Origin of the sequence: Methylopila musalis (assembly GCF_042679725.1) — a bacterium.
Classification (GTDB): Bacteria; Pseudomonadota; Alphaproteobacteria; order Rhizobiales; family Methylopilaceae; genus Methylopila; species Methylopila musalis.
The window spans coordinates 79,312-97,551 of record NZ_JBHTMX010000002.1; the positions used below are offsets into that span (position 1 = coordinate 79,312).

General features: G+C 67.5%; 15 protein-coding genes and 3 tRNA genes. All 18 read right to left on the reverse strand.

The features are described from left to right. Window positions 1-52: 52 nt before the first annotated feature. Entirely contained in the window at window positions 53-427 is a 375-nt protein-coding gene (gene rplL / locus ACFQ4O_RS00955; RefSeq protein WP_378773717.1) for a 50S ribosomal protein L7/L12, read from the reverse strand. 50 nt (window positions 428-477) lie between these two features. Then, the gene (rplJ, locus tag ACFQ4O_RS00960) at window positions 478-996 is read right to left on the reverse strand and encodes a 50S ribosomal protein L10 (RefSeq protein ID WP_271204093.1); all 519 of its coding nucleotides are present in this window, start codon (window positions 994-996) and stop codon (window positions 478-480) included. Between the two features lie 1,502 nt (window positions 997-2,498). Then, the gene (rplA, locus tag ACFQ4O_RS00965; RefSeq protein ID WP_378773718.1) at window positions 2,499-3,197 is read right to left on the reverse strand and encodes a 50S ribosomal protein L1; all 699 of its coding nucleotides are present in this window, start codon (window positions 3,195-3,197) and stop codon (window positions 2,499-2,501) included. Window positions 3,198-3,199: 2 nt separating this feature from the next. Further along, window positions 3,200-3,631, reverse strand: coding sequence for a 50S ribosomal protein L11 (gene rplK, locus ACFQ4O_RS00970; protein WP_378773720.1), 432 nt, complete (start codon window positions 3,629-3,631; stop codon window positions 3,200-3,202). Window positions 3,632-3,754: 123 nt separating this feature from the next. Then, window positions 3,755-4,315, reverse strand: coding sequence for a transcription termination/antitermination protein NusG (nusG, locus tag ACFQ4O_RS00975; protein WP_378773721.1), 561 nt, complete (start codon window positions 4,313-4,315; stop codon window positions 3,755-3,757). Further along, on the reverse strand, window positions 4,312-4,509 hold the full coding sequence (gene secE / locus ACFQ4O_RS00980) for a preprotein translocase subunit SecE (RefSeq protein WP_378773723.1): 198 nt from the start codon (window positions 4,507-4,509) through the stop codon (window positions 4,312-4,314). Before secE ends, nusG begins: the two co-directional genes overlap by 4 nt. Window positions 4,510-4,646: 137 nt before the next feature. Beyond that, window positions 4,647-4,723: transfer RNA gene (locus tag ACFQ4O_RS00985), tRNA-Trp, on the reverse strand. A gap of 651 nt (window positions 4,724-5,374) precedes the next feature. Continuing rightward, on the reverse strand, window positions 5,375-6,565 hold the full coding sequence (gene tuf, locus ACFQ4O_RS00990) for an elongation factor Tu (protein ID WP_378773724.1): 1,191 nt from the start codon (window positions 6,563-6,565) through the stop codon (window positions 5,375-5,377). 170 nt (window positions 6,566-6,735) lie between these two features. Beyond that, window positions 6,736-6,809 (reverse strand) — tRNA-Gly (locus ACFQ4O_RS00995). 19 nt (window positions 6,810-6,828) lie between these two features. Further along, window positions 6,829-6,913 (reverse strand) — tRNA-Tyr (locus tag ACFQ4O_RS01000). A 153-nt stretch (window positions 6,914-7,066) separates the two neighbouring features. Beyond that, window positions 7,067-10,513, reverse strand: coding sequence for a DNA polymerase III subunit alpha (gene dnaE / locus ACFQ4O_RS01005; protein ID WP_378773725.1), 3,447 nt, complete (start codon window positions 10,511-10,513; stop codon window positions 7,067-7,069). A 548-nt stretch (window positions 10,514-11,061) separates the two neighbouring features. After that, window positions 11,062-11,796 carry an ABC transporter ATP-binding protein gene (locus ACFQ4O_RS01010; RefSeq protein WP_378773726.1) on the reverse strand — a complete coding sequence of 245 codons (735 nt, stop codon included), beginning with the start codon at window positions 11,794-11,796 and terminating at the stop codon, window positions 11,062-11,064. Further along, window positions 11,793-13,094: a lipoprotein-releasing ABC transporter permease subunit gene (locus ACFQ4O_RS01015; protein WP_378773728.1), complete on the reverse strand. Its 1,302-nt coding sequence runs from the start codon at window positions 13,092-13,094 to the stop codon at window positions 11,793-11,795. The genes ACFQ4O_RS01010 and ACFQ4O_RS01015 overlap by 4 nt, the downstream gene beginning before the upstream one ends. 8 nt (window positions 13,095-13,102) lie before the next feature. Continuing rightward, complete coding sequence (proS, locus tag ACFQ4O_RS01020; RefSeq protein ID WP_378773729.1) at window positions 13,103-14,425, reverse strand: proline--tRNA ligase; 1,323 nt, start codon at window positions 14,423-14,425, stop codon at window positions 13,103-13,105. Between the two features lie 713 nt (window positions 14,426-15,138). Next, entirely contained in the window at window positions 15,139-15,417 is a 279-nt protein-coding gene (locus ACFQ4O_RS01025; protein ID WP_378773730.1) for a DUF1467 family protein, read from the reverse strand. Continuing rightward, the gene (gene mce, locus ACFQ4O_RS01030; protein ID WP_378773731.1) at window positions 15,414-15,818 is read right to left on the reverse strand and encodes a methylmalonyl-CoA epimerase; all 405 of its coding nucleotides are present in this window, start codon (window positions 15,816-15,818) and stop codon (window positions 15,414-15,416) included. Before mce ends, ACFQ4O_RS01025 begins: the two co-directional genes overlap by 4 nt. A 126-nt stretch (window positions 15,819-15,944) precedes the next feature. Further along, entirely contained in the window at window positions 15,945-17,615 is a 1,671-nt protein-coding gene (locus ACFQ4O_RS01035; protein WP_378773733.1) for a ribonuclease J, read from the reverse strand. A 2-nt stretch (window positions 17,616-17,617) separates the two neighbouring features. Then, window positions 17,618-18,240, reverse strand: a 623-nt coding sequence (locus tag ACFQ4O_RS01040) for a biotin--[acetyl-CoA-carboxylase] ligase (protein ID WP_378773734.1), incomplete at its 5' end; no start/stop codon positions are given.

An 18,240-nucleotide genomic window follows, 5' to 3' on the forward strand; every position in this document is an offset into this window, starting at 1 on the left:
GAACTCCCCTCCCCGCAGAGAATCCGGCGCGGGCGCGACGGCCCGCGCGAGATCACTTGAGCTCGACCTTGGCGCCAGCCTTCTCGAGCTGGGCCTTGAGCTTCTCGGCCTCGTCCTTGGACACGGCTTCCTTGACCGGCTTCGGAGCGCCTTCGACCAGGTCCTTGGCTTCCTTGAGGCCGAGGCCGGTGATCGCGCGGACCTCCTTGATGACCTCGATCTTCTTCTCGCCGGCGCCGGCGAGCACGACCGTGAACTCGGTCTGCTCTTCCACCGGAGCGGCGGCGGCGGCGCCCGGCGCAGCGGCGACAGCCACGGCGGCGGCGGCGGAGACGCCCCACTTCTCTTCGAGCAGCTTGGCGAGCTCGGCGGCCTCGAGAACCGTCAGGTTGGACAGTTCGTCGACGATCTTCGTGAGATCCGTCATTGTTTTACGTCCTTAAAAGTTCGAACCAGTTTTGGGAATGAAGAACGGCGTCACGCCGCCTCGTCTCGCTTGGCGTAAGCCCCGAACACGCGCGCCAGCTTGGCTGCGGGCGCGGTCGAGAGCTGCGCGATCTTGGTCGCCGGGGCCTGGATGAGGCCGACGAGCTTGGCGCGCAGTTCGTCCAGCGACGGCATGGTGGCAAGAGCCTTCACGCCATCGGGGTTCAGGGAGGTCGCGCCCATGGCGCCGCCGAGGATCACGAACTTGTCGTGCCCCTTGGCGAACTCGACCGCGACCTTGGGCGCCGCCACCGGATCCGCGCTGTAGGCGAGGATCGTGGGACCCGTGAGGAGGGTCCCGATGTGGGCGACGTCCGTGCCTTCGAGAGCGATTTTGGCGAGCCGGTTCTTCGCGACCTTCACGCTCGCGCCCGCCTCGCGCATCTGCCGACGAAGCGTCTGCAGCTGAGCGACGGTCAGGCCCGAATAGTGAGCGACGACGATGGCCCCGGAGTCCGAAAACACCGAGTTCAGCGCCGCAACCGCTTCACGCTTTTCTGCGCGGTCCACGTGCTCTCTCCGGTTGACGATCCGGCCCGAAGGCTGAGGATCGCCGGGTTGCTACTGCCGCTTGCCCGCCCGTCTCGCGACGGGTGAAAAAGCGGCGGCTCAAGCCCTGTCCGCGCGCGACGCGTGAACGCCACGGCGATGGTTCGAACCAGACGGACGGGCCGCTCGCGCGGGCCGAAAATCCGGTCGTCCCCGTCTCGGCAGGTCCCGGTGCTCCGGGCTTAAGCGGTCTCCCCGTGGAGGCGCGCCTGCTTTCTCGGACAGGTCGGAGGGACGGAGCGAACCGGCCCTCCGATTCGTTCGGATAACCCGAACGAATATCGCGGCGCTGACGGCATCCGCACGATTGAACGCCCCTTAAAAAGGGACTTCCAGCTCATGTTAACGGATTTCCTCGTCGAGCACCGAGAGTGGCGGCTTCTATACCCTGGCAAAGCGAATGCCAAGGCCCCTAGGCGTTTTCGCAGGGAAATTTCATTTCGCCAAACTTTAAGCGAGCTGCGCATCGACGATAGGAGGCTTCGCCGCTGCGCTCTCGCGGGGACACCCCCAATCCCGGACGGCCATGCGCACATCGCCCTGTCGCCCCTCGCACAAACCGTCCGGCCAGAGGGAACAACCGTTTAAGTTCGTCCACGAAAACAGAGCGTGCGTCACGCCGTAAGAGACAGATCGACAGCAGGGCGCTCCAGCCCTCAGCGTTACGACAGATGGGGCCGCAGAATTCCTCATCGCCACATAAGCGACCTGATCGTCCTCTGATCCGACAGGCCTATTGGTCCTTGCGCGCACAACCTTTCCCCGATCGCTGACGACACAGCCACCCCTCACTAGAACATCATCCAGCCGCGCAAATGAGCCATCGTTTTGAAGGAGGAGATGCGCCGGGGAAAACTGCGACGCAATGGAAGCCACCAAGACGACCAGCCTCTCTTACAAAGCGCACGCTGATCGTCTTGCGTAAGGCTGCACTATTCATCGGGAACAGAAATGACCATCGAGTTGGCGTTGAAATAAAAACGACCCGCTCGGCAATTGAGGCAAGATCGAAACTTGCGAACCAACAGTCGCTAAATTATTCAATATTGGGCTGACATTTAAAATACAATTTACCGCTATCAATCTAATTTCTTATAATAACCCTCAAATGGACAACCATCGATCTTCATCGAAGATTGCTCAAGAGTTCTAGAGTATCGACAATTAGACCCGTCCACGAGCAACGTTTTTGAGACAGACCATTTCATGAAATAGCTTCTGCCGTGGCCGGATTCGTGGACGGAAACCCTTCCAACGCCTCCCTGCTGAAGGCAAATCTCGATCCATTGATCGCCAGCGCTTTGATCCGGCGAAGAATCCCGCCAGCACCCCTGCAACTGTGACGATCCGGAAGCAGTCTCACCCACGGACGGCGTGAGGGCGCCAAAGAAAAGGGATAGGACAAAAAGTGTCCTAAACATCTTTTCCTTAGCGCCCTCGACGAACCGCTTATTCAAACAGCTTCAGGCGCCGAGAACGGAGCCCGGCTCCACGTGCACGCCCGGGCCCATCGTCGAGGACACCGCGATCTTCTGCACGTACTGGCCCTTGGCGCCGGTCGGCTTGGCCTTCACCACGGCGTCGGTGAACGCCTTGATGTTCTCGACCAGTTTGGTCTCGTCGAACGAGGCCTTGCCCACGCCGCCATGGATGATGCCGGCCTTCTCGACGCGGAACTCCACCGCGCCGCCCTTGGCGGCCTTCACCGCGCCGGCGACGTCGACGGTCACCGTGCCGACCTTCGGGTTCGGCATCAGGCCGCGCGGGCCGAGCACCTTACCGAGACGGCCGACCAGCGGCATCATGTCCGGGGTCGCGATGCAGCGATCGAACTCGATCGTGCCGCCCTGGACGATCGCCAGCAGGTCTTCGGCGCCCACGATGTCGGCGCCGGCGGCCTTGGCCTCGTCCGCCTTCGGGCCGCGGGCGAACACGCCCACGCGCACGGTGCGGCCGGAGCCGTTCGGCAGCTGGCACACGCCGCGCACCATCTGGTCCGCATGGCGGGGATCGACGCCGAGGTTGATCGAGACCTCGATGGTCTCGTCGAACTTGGCGGTCGCGCGCTCCTTCACGAGCTTGATGGCCTCGTCGAGCGCATACAGCTTCTCGCGATCCACGCCCTCACGGGACTTCGCGACGCGCTTTGCAAGCTTCGCCATGATCAGCCCTCCACCGCCAGACCCATGGAGCGGGCCGAGCCCGCGATCATCGCGACCGCGGAATCCACGCTGTCGCAGTTCAGGTCGGCCATCTTCTTCTCCGCGATCTCGCGGAGCTGGGCCTGGGTCACCTTGCCGACCGGAGCGGCCTTGCCCGTGGTCTTAGAGCCCGACTTCACGCCGGCGGCCTGCTTCAGGAAGTAGCTGACCGGGGGCGTCTTGAGCTGGAACGTGAACGAACGGTCCGCATAGGCCGTGATCACCACCGGGATCGGCATGCCCTTCTCGAGCTGGCCGGTCTGGGCGTTGAACGCCTTGCAGAACTCCATGATGTTCAGGCCGCGCTGACCGAGCGCCGGGCCGATCGGCGGCGACGGGTTGGCGGAGCCGGCCGGCACCTGCAGCTTGATGTAGCCCGTAATCTTCTTCGCCATGTGGCTTTCTCCTCAAGGCGCGCGACGGCGGCGAGCCGCCTTACGCCATGTGACGCCGTGGTGCGGACATGGACGCGAGGCGGCGAAGCCCTTGCGCCCGTCCTCCCACGGCCGGGAAACGGATCAGACCTTTTCGACCTGTCCGTATTCGAGATCGACGGTCGTCGCGCGACCGAAGATCGAGACGTCGATCTTGAGGCGCGCGCGCGCCTCGTCCACGTCCTGCACCACGCCCGAGAACGAGGCGAACGGGCCGTCCGACACGCGGACGTTCTCGCCCACCTCGAACGACACCGACGGCTTCGGGCGCTCCACGCCTTCCTGCACCTGCTGGCGGATGCGCTCCGCCTCGGCGTCGGAGATCGGCGACGGCTTGTTGTCCGCGCCCAGGAAGCCGGTGACCTTCGGCGTGTTGCGGATCAGATGATAGGCCTGGTCCGTCAGATCCATCTTCACCAGCACGTAGCCGGGGAAGAACTTGCGCTCGGCGTCCACCTTGCGGCCGCGGCGCACCTCGACGACCTTCTCGGTCGGCACCAGAATCTCTTCGAACAGATCCGACAGGCCGGTCTGCTCCGCCTTCTCGCGGATCGAATCCGCGACCTTCTTCTCGAAGTTCGAATAAGCGTGGACGATGTACCAGCGCTTACGCCGGCCGCCCGCCGCCTGCCCCGCGGCGCTCATTGGCCAAACCCCAGGATCATGGTCACGGCCGTGCGCAGGACCATATCCGCCAGGAAGAAGAACACGCAGGCGAGAAACACGAACACGAAGACCATGATCGTGGTGATCGCCGTCTCGCGGCGGGTCGGCCACACCACTTTCGCGGTCTCGGCGCCCACTTCCTGCAGGAATTCGATCGGATTGGTCTTAGCCATCGCCTCGCATCACGTCCAAAAGGGACGCCGGCCGGATGAGCCTGCGCCCCTGATCGCTGTCGTCATCGCCGGACGCTCCAAACATCCGGAAAATCCCAAGCGACGCCGCCGTATGAGGCCCGTCGCTGTCCTGCCCGTGGCAGGAGTGGAGGGACTCGAACCCCCAACCCCCGGTTTTGGAGACCGGTGCTCTGACCAGTTGAGCTACACTCCTACGATGCCGCTGACTCGCACCGAACCAGAGCAGGCGTGCTGTCTAGTCGGACGGCGGAGCGCTGTAAAGCCCTTTGTAACATCGATCGTCTGAACGACAGCGCCCTGCGCGACCCCGGCGACGGGCCGCCCGTTCTCCGCGCGCGACGCTGGACAGGTCTGCGCGGCCCCCAAGACCCAACGCGTCGCTTCGACCGTTGAACAAGCGTATGACCTGCGCGGTCTCACACGCGCCCCCGCCCTTGCGACTGCGCGGAGGCAGCGGTCGGGCCAAGGCCATGTCCTGCGATGGAGCTTCAGCGGCGTGCGCAGCCCGCAGAACGGGCTGACGCCTCCTCTCCATCTCCTCCCATGATCGCGCCGGCGCTCATGTCGCGCAGATGGAGCTTGCCGACGCGAATGCGACGACCGGCTGCGAGACGATCGGGCGTCCGCCCAAAACAGGTTCGCGACCGTCTGGTCGCCCGCGCGACACGATCTCGGCATAGCGCTGCTTTTCCCCGGCGCAGGTCCTGGCGCGTCCGCCAAAACCAAAGACCCCAGCCGCCGCGACGGCGCGTCCGTCGCGCGCATGCACGGTCCGAATGCAAAGAGCCCGGCGTCGTGGGACGCCGGGCTCTTCAATCTCAGGATGCGGCCGACAGGCCGGAGATCACTCGATGATGGAAGCGACGACGCCTGCGCCGACGGTGCGGCCGCCTTCGCGGATGGCGAAGCGCAGCTTCTCCTCCATCGCGATCGGAACGATCAGCTCGACCGTCATCGCGATGTTGTCGCCCGGCATAACCATTTCCGCGCCTTCCGGCAGGTGCACCACGCCCGTCACGTCCGTCGTCCGGAAGTAGAACTGCGGACGGTAGTTCGTGAAGAACGGCGTGTGACGACCGCCCTCTTCCTTCGTCAGGATGTAGGCTTCGGCCTTGAACTTCGTGTGCGGCTTCACAGAGCCCGGCTTGCACAGCACCTGGCCGCGCTCCACGTCCTCACGCTTCGTGCCGCGCAGCAGCGCGCCGATGTTGTCGCCCGCCTGGCCCTGGTCCAGAAGCTTGCGGAACATCTCGACACCGGTCACCGTCGTCTTCACCGTCGGGCGGATGCCGACGATCTCGACTTCCTCGCCGACCTTCACGATGCCGCGCTCCACGCGGCCGGTCACCACCGTGCCGCGGCCCGAGATCGAGAACACGTCCTCGACCGGCATCAGGAACGGCTGGTCAACCGGACGCTCCGGCTGCGGGATGTACGCGTCCACTTCCGCCATCAGCTTCAGGATCGCGTCGTGGCCGAGCTCCTGCGACGAGTTCTCGAGCGCCGCGAGCGCCGAACCCTTCACGATCGGAATGTCGTCGCCGGGGAAGTCGTACTTCGACAGAAGCTCGCGCACCTCGAGCTCGACCAGCTCGAGGAGCTCCGGATCGTCGACCATGTCGCACTTGTTCAGGAACACCACCAGCGCCGGAACGCCGACCTGGCGCGCCAGAAGGATGTGCTCGCGGGTCTGCGGCATCGGGCCGTCGGCCGCCGACACCACAAGGATCGCGCCGTCCATCTGCGCCGCGCCCGTGATCATGTTCTTCACGTAGTCGGCGTGGCCAGGACAGTCCACATGCGCGTAGTGACGGTTCGCCGTCTCGTACTCCACATGCGCCGTCGAGATCGTGATCCCGCGCGCCTTCTCTTCCGGAGCCTTGTCGATCTGGTCGTACGCCGTGAACGTCGCACCGCCCGTCTCAGCCAGAATCTTCGTGATCGCAGCCGTCAAAGACGTCTTGCCATGGTCAACGTGACCAATCGTTCCAATGTTGCAGTGCGGCTTCGTCCGCGCGAACTTTTCCTTGGCCATGGCTCTTGCTTACGTCCTGCGGTGGCTGGATGAGGTGTGTCAGGGTCGACCGGATCGACGCATGGGCGCTTCTTTACCCGGCGGCCAGAACTTTGCAAGCGTCTGTCGAAAACCCAGCCGGCGCTCCGGCTGGTGGGCGTCCGCCGTCGTGGCGGGGACACTCAGAAGTTTGGAGCGGGTGAAGGGAATCGAACCCTCGTCATCAGCTTGGAAGGCTGTTGCTCTACCATTGAGCTACACCCGCAAACTCTTGGTCGGACAGATGGTGGAGGGGGTTGGATTCGAACCAACGTAGGCTGAGCCAACGGATTTACAGTCCGTCCCCTTTAACCACTCGGGCACCCCTCCACGTTCTGTCCGTCATCAGCCGACGCCGAGGACGACACGAAGGCGTTCGCGTAAAGGGCGATCCGCTTTCGTGGGCGGTGCTTTAGGGGGCCGGGCCCGGTCGTGTCAACCGCTAAGATGACACGCGGACCGCCGCCCCCTTCAGCCCGCGCCTCACGCCGCCTCGACCGCCACCACCCCCGGCACCGCCCGCAGCGCGCCCGCGATCTGCGGCGACACCCGGTACTTGCCGGGCAGACGGATCTCCACCTCGGTCGCGCCCTCCTCCAGCATCAGCACCACGGAGACCTCGCCGTCCCCGCCGCGCTCCAGCCGTTTCGCCAGCGTCTCCACGGGATCGGGCGCGCGCACGAACACCCGCACCAGCCGCTGCAACCGCTCCGCCGCCCGGTCCAGCGGCTCGACGTTTTCGAGCCGCAGGCGCACCTCGTCGCCCTCGACCGCGGCGCTGACCGAGACGATCACCGGCGTGTTCGGCTCGAGCAGGTCCCGGTGCTTCGCGAGCCCTTCCGAGAAGATCACCGCCTCGTAATGGCCCGTCGGATCCGAGAGCGTGATCACGCCCATGCGGTTGCCGCTCTTGGTCTTGCGCTCCTGGCGCGCCAGCACGGTGGCGGCGAGGCGTCCGGCGGTCGCGCCCTGTTTCGCGGCGTTGATGAAGTCGCCGTAGCGCTGGAGCCGCAGCTTCTCGAGCAAGGCGCGGTAATCGTCGAGCGGATGGCCGGACAGGAAAAAACCCACCGCCTCATACTCGCGCTTCAGCCGTTCGCCCGAGGGCCAGCCCTCGTAGGGGACGGGCCGAATCGGATCGGCGGTGGCGCCGAACATGTCCGACTGGCCGCGCTCCACTGATTCGCGGGTGCGGGCGGCGATCGCCATCACCGCCTCGACGCAGGCGAGCGCCCGGGCGCGGTCCGGCTCCAGCGCGTCGAGCGCGCCGGCCTGCACCAGCTGCTCCAGCGCGCGTTTCGGCAGCGCGCGGACGTCGATGCGGCGGGCGAAGTCGGCGAGATCGGAGAAGCGCCGGCGCTTGCTCTCCTCCACCAGCTTTTCGACGGCTTGCGCACCGACCCCCTTCAGCGCCGCGAGCGCGTAGAGGATCGCGCCGTCCTGCACGTCGAAGGCGACCGCCGACCGGTTGACGCAAGGCGGCTTGACCGCGACGCCAAGGCGCAGCGCCTCCTGGCGGAACTCGGCCAGCTTGTCGGTGGAGCCCATGTCGAGCGTCATGGACGCGGCCATGAACTCGACCGGATGATTCGCCTTGAGATAGGCGGTCTGGTAGGCGACCAGCGCATAGGCCGCCGCGTGGCTCTTGTTGAAGCCGTAGTCCGCGAACTTGGCCAGCAGGTCGAAGATCGTGGATGCGTCGGAGCCGCCGATGCCGCGCTCGGTCGCGCCGGACACGAAGCGCTGCCGCTGGGCGTCCATCTCCGAGCGGATCTTCTTGCCCATGGCGCGGCGGAGCATGTCGGCCTCGCCAAGCGTGTAGCCCGCGAGCGCCTGCGCGGTCTGCATCACCTGCTCCTGGTAGATGATGACGCCGAAGGTCTCGCCGAGGATCGGCTCCAGCTTGGGGTGCGGGTATTCCGGACGCTCCAGCCCGTGCTTGCGGGAGCAATAGACCGGGATGTTGGCCATCGGCCCCGGCCGGTAGAGCGCGACCAGCGCGATGATGTCCTCGAACCGGTCGGGCTTCATGTCCGCCAGCGCCCGGCGCATGCCGGCGCTTTCCAGCTGGAACACGCCCACCGTCTCGCCGCGGGACAGCATGGCGTAGGTGGCGGGGTCGTCGAGCGGGATCGTGCCGAGGTCGATCTCCACGCCGCGCCGCTTGAGCAGATCGACCGCGGTGGTCAGCGTGGTCAGGGTCTTCAGGCCAAGGAAGTCGAACTTCACCAGCCCGGCCGGCTCGACCCATTTCATGTTGAACTGGGTCACCGGCATGTCGGAGCGCGGGTCGCGGTAGAGCGGCACCAGCTCCGACAGCGGACGGTCGCCGATCACGATGCCGGCGGCGTGGGTCGAAGCGTGGCGGTAGAGCCCTTCGAGCTTGAGCGCGATGTCGAGCATCCGCCCGACCTTCTCGTCCTCCGCCCGCGCCTCCGCGAGCTTGGGCTCGTCGGTCACCGCCTGCTTCAGCGTGACAGGGTTGGCGGGGTTCTGCGGCACCAGCTTGCAGAGCTTGTCCACCTGCCCGTAGGGCATCTCCAGCACGCGGCCGACGTCGCGCATCACGCCGCGCGCCTGCAGCGTGCCGAAGGTGATGATCTGCGCCACCCGGTCGTGCCCGTAGCGGCGCTGGACGTAGCGGATCACCTCTTCACGGCGGTCCTGGCAGAAGTCGATGTCGAAGTCCGGCATCGACACGCGCTCGGGGTTGAGGAAGCGCTCGAACAGCAGCCCGAACCTGAGCGGGTCCAGATCGGTGATGGTGAGCGAATAGGCCACCAGCGAGCCTGCGCCCGAACCACGGCCGGGTCCGACGGGAATGCCCTGATCCTTAGCCCATTTGATGAAGTCCGCCACGATCAGGAAGTAGCCGGGGAACTGCATCCGCTCAATCACGTCGAGCTCGAAGGCGAGCCGCTTCTCATAGGTCTCGACGTCGAGATCGGGCGCGGGGCCATGCAGCGCGAGGCGCGCGGCGAGGCCCGCCTCCGCCTGCCGCCGCAGCTCACGGGCCTCGTCCTCCGCGCCGCCCGCGCCGGAGGTGAAGCGCGGCAGGATCGGCTTCATGGTGCGCGGGCGATAGGCGCAGCGTCGGGCGATCTCGACGCTGTTGGCGGTCGCCTCCGGCAGGTCGGCGAACAGCGCGACCATCTCGGCGCGGCTCTTCAGCCCATGTTCTGGCGTGAGCTGGCGCCGGTCGCTCTCCGCGAGGTAGCGGCCTTCCGCGAGGCAGATCAGCGCGTCATGGGCCTCGTGGTCGGTGCGATCGCCGAAGCGCGCGCCATTGGTCGCCACCAGCGGCAAACCGCGCTGATAGGCGAACTCCGCCAGCGCGCCCTCCACGCCGCGCTCGCTGGACAGGCCGTGGCGCTGAAGCTCCACATAGAGGTCGTCGCCATAGAGCTCCGCCAGACGGTCGAGCCGGACGGCGGCGAGATCCTCGACCCCCTCGAGCAGCAGCTTGTCCACCGGGCCGTCCGGGCCGCCGGTCAGCGCGATCAGCCCCTCGCGATGCGCCGCGAGCATGGCGGGCGTCGCGAACACGCCGTCTGTGGGATCGCTTTCGAGAAAGGCGCGGCTGCCGAGAGCCATCAGGTTGCGGTAGCCGATTTCGGACTGCGCCAGCAGCACGATCAGCGGCCGGCGCGCGTCGCGCCCGGGCCGCCCCGGCCGCTCCTCCCGATCGGCGAACTCCACATCGATCGCCATGCCGCAGATGGGCTGGACGCCCGCCCCGGCCATCTTCTCGGAAAACTCCAGCGCGCCGAACAGGTTGTTGTCCGTCAGCGCCATGGCGGGCATGCGGTCGGCCTTGGCGATCGACGCCAGCTTGGCCACTGTCAGCGCGCCCTCGAGCAGGGAGAACGACGAGCGCACATGGAGATGCACGAAACCGAGATCGCCCCGCAGTCCGTCCGCCTTGGCCATGACGCTCTCCTCCACCGCGACGATCCTAGACCGTCCCTGGCCGCCGCCCCCGCGCCCCGAGCCCCGTTCGCACAGGTATTTCCCGGCGCGGCGCCTCAGACCGGTCCCAGAGCCACGCCCCAGAACAGCACCGCGCCGATGAAGACGCTTACCGCGCAGAGTTCAAGCACTCCGCCGCACACCACCCGCGCCGCCTGCCAACCCATGATCACACCCCGTGTTTGAACTTGCTAAGTTCATTTTTTGTTCTCATAACGTCCGGAGTCAAGAACAAATCTGTGGATGGCGTCGACGCGCGTTTCGGAGCGGGGGTGAGAGATCGCTGGATCAGGGGATCGCAGGGTCGAGCCGCGAGAACGTGAGGATGGATGGGGCGCGCTCGCGCGGAGCGAACGCGCGGACCTCGGCCATGCAGCCTGTTCGGGATGGGCAGGTTGGTCGGAGGGCTTTTATGCGGCGCGCGCGACTCAGACGGCGCCGAGCCGCGACGGCGCCTGCCGCCATGATGCGGCCGAGGCGCGCCGGCCGTCTCAGGCGGCGGCCGGCCGTCAGAGATCGACGATCTGGCCGTCGCGCAGGGTGATGCGGCGGTCGAGCGTGCCGGCGAGGTCGAGGTTGTTGGTCGCGACGATGGCGGCGAGGCCCGAGGCGCGGGCGAGCCGCGTCAAGGTGTCGAACACATGGGCCGAGGTCACCGGATCCAGATTGCCCGTGGGCTCGTCGGCGAACAGCAGCCGGGGGGCGTTCGCGACCGCGCGGGCGATGGCCACGCGCTGCTGCTCGCCGCCCGACAGCTCCGCCGGCCGGTGCGACAGGCGGTGGCCGAGGCCGAGATAGTCCAGCAGTTCGCCGGCGCGCTGCCTGGCCTGCGCGGCCGGCAGGCCGCGGATGAGCTGCGGCAGGGTCACGTTCTCCAGCGCGGAGAACTCCGGCAGCAGGTGGTGGAACTGGTAGACGAAGCCCACATGGTTGCGCCGGAGCGCGGTGCGGGCGTCGTCGCTCAAGGTCGAGGTGGGCTCGCCGTCGAGATAGACCTCGCCGCCGTCCGGCCGTTCCAGCAGCCCGGCCACATGCAGCAGCGTGGACTTGCCCGTGCCGGAGGGCGCGACCAGCGCCACCACCTCGCCCGCATGCAGCGCCATGGAGGCGTCGGACAGCACTTCGAGCGCGTCGGCGCCCTGGCGGTACCGCCGCATCACGTGGTCGAGCAGAAGCGTCGGCATGCGTTCGTCGCGCGCGGCCTCGAAGGCCTCGGCGGCGTCGTCCTCGAACAGGTCGCTCATTCGTAACGCAGCGCCTCCACCGGATCGAGCCGCGCGGCCCTCCAGGACGGATAGAGCGTGGCCAGCACCGACAGCGCCATCGCCATCAGCACCACGGTCGCGGTCTCGCCCGCGTTCGGATCGGCCGGGAGCCGGCTGAGGAAGTAGATTTCCGGCGAGAACAGCTCGGTGTTGGTCACATAGGCGAGGAAGGCCCGGATCGACTCGATGTTCCAGCACACGACCATGCCAAGCACGAAGCCGGACAGCGTGCCGACGATGCCGATGCTGGCGCCGGTGATAAGGAAGATGCGCATCACCGCGCCGCTGGTCGCGCCCATGGTGCGCAGGATGGCGATGTCGCGCCCCTTGTCCTTCACCAGCATGATCAGGCCGGAGATGATGTTGAGCGCCGCCACCAGCACGATCAGGGTGAGGATGAGGAACATCACGTTCCGCTCCACCTCGAGCGCGGAGAAGAAGGTGCGGTTCCGCTCCCGCCAGTCGATCATGTAGACCGCGCGCCCCGCCGCCTTGTGGAGCTCGGGCTTCACCCGGTCCACCAGATCCGGATGCTCCAGATAGACCTCGATGGCGGAGGCGTCGTCGTTGCGGTCGAAATAGGCCTGCGCCTCGGTGAAGGGCATGAACACGAAGGCGGCGTCGTATTCCGACATGCCGATCTCGAAGATCGCCGCCACCCGGTAGCTCTTGATGCGCGGCGTGACGCCCATGGGCGTCACCTCGCCGTTGGGGGAGATCAGCTGGATGCTGTCGCCGGCGCGCACCGCGAGCTGGTCCGCGAGCCGCCGGCCGATCAGCACGCCGTCGCCGTCGTCGAAGCCCTCCAGCGTGCCCTCGCGGATGGTGCGGGAGACGAGCTGCAGCTTGCCAAGATCCTGCGCCCGCATGCCGCGCACCAGCACGCCGCCGGAGGCGGAGCCGGACGAGGCCAGCGCCTGCCCCTCCACCAGCGGGATGACGAAGCGCACGTCCGCCACCTTGGACAAGCGCTCGGTCAGGCTGGCGTAGTCGGTGAGCGGGCCGTCGAGCGGCTGCACCACCACATGGCCGTTGATGCCGAGGATCTTGTTCAGAAGCTCGGTGCGGAACCCGTTCATCACCGCCATGACGATGATGAGCGTGGCCACCCCCAGCGTCACCCCGAGGAAGGAGAAGCCGGCGATGACGGAGATGAAGCCTTCCTTGCGGCGCGCCCTCAGATAGCGGCCCGCGACCATCCACTCGAACGGCGAAAAAGGCCGGGTGCCGCCCGGCGCGTCGTCGCCGGCGGCGTTCTCCGTCCGGGAGGCGGCCATGCGCCGGTTCAGCCGAGCAGGCGCGCGAGCGCGGATTCGATGCTGAGGGCCTCCGCCGCGCCGCCGTCGCGCCGCTTCAGCTCCACCGTGCCTGCGGCGAGGCCCTTGGGGCCGACCACGAGCCGCCACGGCAGGCCGATCAGGTCCATGGTGGCGAACTTCGCCCCGGCGCGGTCGTCGGTGTCGTCGTAGAGCACGTCGATCCCCTGGCTCGTCAGCTTGGCGTAGATGTCGTCGCAGGCCGCGTCCGTCGCCTGGTCGCCCGGCTTGAGGTTGACCAGCCCGACCTTGAACGGCGCGACCGCATCCGGCCAGATGATTCCGGCGTCGTCATGGCCGGCCTCGATGATCGCCGCCGCGAGCCGCGACGGGCCGATGCCGTAGGAGCCCATGTGCACCGGCGTGTCCTTGCCGTCCGGCCCGGTGACATAGGCCTTCATGGACTCCGAATACTTGGTGCCGAAGTAGAAGATGTGGCCGACCTCGATGCCGCGGGCGGAAAGGCGCTTCTCCTCCGGCACGGCGGCGAAGGCGGCCTCGTCGTGCTTCTCCTCGGTCGCGGCGTAGAGGCTGGTCCAGCGGTCCACCTCCGCCTGCAGCTCGGCCGGATCGTCGAAGTTCACCGTCGCCTCGGGCGTCGGGAAATCCAGATAGTCGCTGTGGCAGAACACCTCGCTCTCGCCGGTCTTGGCGAGAATGATGAACTCGTGGCTGAGGTCGCCGCCGATGGGGCCGGTGTCGGCCGCCATGGGGATGGCCTTGAGGCCGAGCCGGGCGAAGGTGCGCAGATAGGCCACCACCATGCGGTTGTAGGACACGCGGGCGCCGGCGGCGTCGAGATCGAAGGAGTAGCCGTCCTTCATCAGGAACTCGCGCGAGCGCATCACGCCGAAGCGGGGCCGCACCTCGTCCCGGAACTTCCACTGGATGTGGTAGAGGTTCTTCGGCAGGTCCTTGTAGGATCGCACGCTCGACCGGAAGATCTCCGTCACCATCTCTTCGTTGGTCGGCCCATACAGCATCTCGCGGTCGTGCCGGTCGCGGATGCGCAGCATCTCCTTGCCATAGGCGTCGTAGCGGCCGCTTTCCCGCCAGAGCTCGGCGAGCTGGATGGTCGGCATCAGCAGCTCCACCGAACCGGCGCGCTCCTGCTCCTCCCGGATGACGCGGGTGATGTTGTTCAGCACACGCAGGCCCAGCGGCAGCCAGGCGTAGATGCCGGCCGCCTCCTGCCGGATCATGCCGGAGCGCAGCATCAGCCGGTGCGAAACGATCTCAGCCTCTTTCGGCGCCTCGCGGAGGATCGGCATGAAGTAACGGCTGACACGCATGAAAAAGGCCCGGACGGTTCGGTGGGAGACGGCGGCGACGCGACGCGAACGCGCCGCGCCGGACGCGGCGGAACGAAAGCCGATGCCCCCGCAAAACACAAGTGCGCCCGCCGTCCGGACGTCCGTTTGCGCCCCTGCGCGCACACGGCGGCCGGCGCCGCGCCCGTGGTCATGCATCATTTTTTAGCTTGGACTTTCAGCTAGATGACAGGCGTCGAAAGCGGGTCTAGGGTTTTTCCATAACAAAGGGTCTCCGAAGGCGCGACGCGCCGGAGCAATCAGGCCCAAGTCTTGGGAGGATGTCCGCAGGCGATCCCTATCGCCTCATGTGAGCCGCCGAAGTCCCGCACCGCTCGCGGCGCTCACGACACGGACACGATCGAGAACTGCCGAAAAGCAGAGCGCCATGCTCTGCTTTTTTTTGTCCGGAATACTGCATCGGTGCGGGTCGTCACGCGGGAGCGTGGCGTGCTGACGGACGTTGGAGCGGGTTTGTCAGCGTCGCGAAGTCGTGGATGCACGAGACAAGCTCGGGCATGACGACGTTTGGCTGCGGCATTGAGGCCGGCTCCCGAGCGTCCCGTCTTGGCCGGATCAGCGTGGAGCGAGCGCGCGTCCAAAACCCGTCATGCCCGAGCTTGTCTCGGGCATCCACGACTTGAAACGCTCCCGACGCGCGAGCGCCCGCGCTGCGCATGACTGACAAAAAAACGTCAGAACACGCCGTATTTCGGCAGGAACGGCACGTCGTCGAGGCTGAACAGGGTCTGGGTCAGCAGCCACATCAGCAGCAGGAACACCGCGGTCGCGATCACGGTGTTCAGCAGGACGAGCTTCTTCCAGTTGGGACGCGCCGGGGCGCCGGCCTCGGAGCCTGGCACCACGACCCCCTCCTCCGCCTGGCTGCGGCCGGCGAAGGGGAGCGCCGCGAACAGCGCGATCCACCAGATCACGAAATAGATCGCGACCCAGCTGACGATCGGAAGGATCACGCCTGCTCGAGCTCCACGAGGGTGCCGAGCATGTCCTTCGGATGCAGGAACAGCACCGGCTTGCCGTGGGCGCCGATCTTGGGCTCGCCCGAGCCCAGCACGCGCGCGCCCTGAGCCTTGAGCTGGTCGCGCGCGGCGAGGATGTCGTCCACCTCGTAGCAGACGTGGTGGATGCCGCCCGCGGGCGCCCGGTCCAGGAACGCCTGGATCGGCGAGTTCTCGCCCAGCGGCTCCAGCAGCTCCACCTTGGTGTTCGGCAGCTCAATGAACACCACCGTGACGCCGTGCTCGGGCTCCTGCGCCGGTTCGGTCACCTTGGCGCCCAGCGTGTCGCGGTAGACCGCGGTCGCGGCCGCGAGGTTCGGCACGGCGATGGCGACGTGATTGAGACGGCCGATCATAGGCAGGGCTCCGAGAAGGTTGGGGTCACGCCGGACCGCCGCGAGCTTCGCACGACCGGCGCGGACCCGCCGCTCACATTCGGCTCAGGAGCCGAACGCGAGACGCGGCGCCGCGCCGACGCCCGCTCATACCCCCAGCACGCTCACATGGCATATTGGCTTTTTGCCCCATACGAGCTGCAGCTCGCCGCGCACGGCGCGGTCGATCGCCTTCTCCACCACGCCCGGGTCGCGCCGCTTCTGGCGCGGCAGGCCGTCGAGGCAGTCCAGCACCGTGTCGCGCAGCACCTCCAGCATGGGGGTGCCCTCGTCGTCGCGGGGCGGCAGGCCGGTGAAGCGCACCGACACCTCGCCCGAAAGCTCACCCCGTTCGGTGAAGGCGAGCGCGATCGACACCACGCCGGCGAAGCTGAGCCGGCGGCGCTCGCCGATGGTGGACTCCGTGCCGCTGACCAGCACGCGGCCATCCTTCAGCAGGCGGCCGACCGGAGCCTCGTCCACGATCTCCGCCGGGCCGCCCGCGAGGCGGACCACGTCGCCGTTGCGCACCCGCACCACCTTCGGCACGCCCACGGCGTGGGCGAAGGCGGCGTGGCCGTGGAGATGGGCCTCCTCGCCGTGCACCGGCACCAGCACCTTCGGCTTGGTCCAACCGTAGAGCATGGCGAGCTCTTCCTGCCGGGGGTGGCCGGAGACGTGCACGAAGTGGGTGCGGTCCGTGATGACCTCGGCCCCGCCCTCGATCAGGCGGTTGATGATGCGGCCGACCGCCTTCTCGTTGCCGGGAATGGCGCGGGACGAGAAGATCACCCGGTCGCCCTTGGCGAGCGTCACCTGCGGGTGATCGCCTTCCGCCACGCGGGCGAGCGCGGCGCGGGGCTCGCCCTGGCTGCCGGTCATCAGCGCCACCGCCTTGTCGCGGGGCAGATAGCCGAAGGCGTCCGGGCTCAGGAACTCGGGCACGCCCTCAAGATAGCCGAGCTCGCGCGCGACCTCCGTGGCGCGGGCCATGGCGCGGCCCACCAGCACCACCTGCCGGTCGCAGGCCATGGCGGCGTCCGCCACCGCCCGAAGCCGCCCCACATTGGAGGCGAAGGTGGTGACCGCGACCCGGCCGGGCGCGTTGCGGATCAGCTCGCCGAGGCTCGCCGCCACTTCCGATTCCGAACGCGAGATGCCCTCGCGCAGCGCGTTGGTCGAATCGCCGACGATCGCCGCGACGCCCTCCTCGCCGATGGCGCGGAACCGCTCCTCGTCCGTGGGGCGGCCGAGCACCGGCGTGCGGTCGATCTTCCAGTCGCCGGTGTGGATCACGACGCCCGCCGGCGTGCGCAGCACGAGCGCGGTGGATTCCGGGATCGAATGGGCGACCGGCACCATCTCCACGTCGAAGGGGCCGACGGAGAAGCGCGAGCCCTCCGCCACCACCCGCACGTCGATCTTCGGCGCCTCGCGCTCGGCGGCGCGCTTGGCGTCCAGCAGGCCGGCCGCGAAGGGCGTGGCGTAGACCGGGCATTTCAGCTGCGGCCACAGGTCGAGCAGCGCGCCGTAATGGTCCTCATGGGCGTGGGTGAGGATGATCGCCTCCACCGCCTTGCCATGGGACAGGGCGAAGCGGATGTCCGGCATGATCAGGTCCACGCCCGGCGTCGTGACGGGATCGCCGAACGTCACCCCGCAATCCACCATCAGCCAGCGCCGCTTGCGCCCTTCGCCGAGACCATAGAGGCCGGCGTTCATGCCGATCTCCCCCACGCCGCCGAGGGGAACGAAAACCAGATCCTGCGCCATCCGCACCCTTATTCTCGGACCGTGGCCACGGTCCCGAAATGCACGTCGCCCGCCGCCACCGCGACAGGCGCTCCATCGTCGCCTCGTAGCACGAGGCGGCCCTCATCATCGATCTTTTCGAACAGGCCGCTGAGAACGCGCCCGCCCACATCCACCCGCGCCGGGCGCCCCACCCCCGCCGCGCGCGCCATCCAGGCCTTGCGCAGCGCGGGAAAGCCCCGGCCGTCGTCCCAGATGTGGAACCACGAGGCGAAGGCGTCCGTCAACGCCGTGAACAGCTGTTCCGCGCTGGTGGCGTCGCCGCGGGCCGCAAGGCTGGCCGCCGGATAGGGCAGACCTTCAGGCGCCGCGGCCACGTTCACCCCCATGCCGACCGCGACGGACAGGCGGCCGGGAACCGAGGCGTCCGCCTCCAGCAGGATGCCGGCGAGCTTGGCGCCGTCGACGATCACGTCGTTCGGCCATTTCAGCTCCGCCCGCGTGGTGGGGGTGGAGAGCGACGGCGCGGCGGCGCGCAGCGCCTGCTCGAGCGCCAGTCCCGCCACGAAGCCGAGCGTCGCGGCGGTCGCCGGCGGCAGGGCGAGCGTGACGCCGAAGCTCGCCGCGAGATTGCCGCGCCCGGTGGACCACG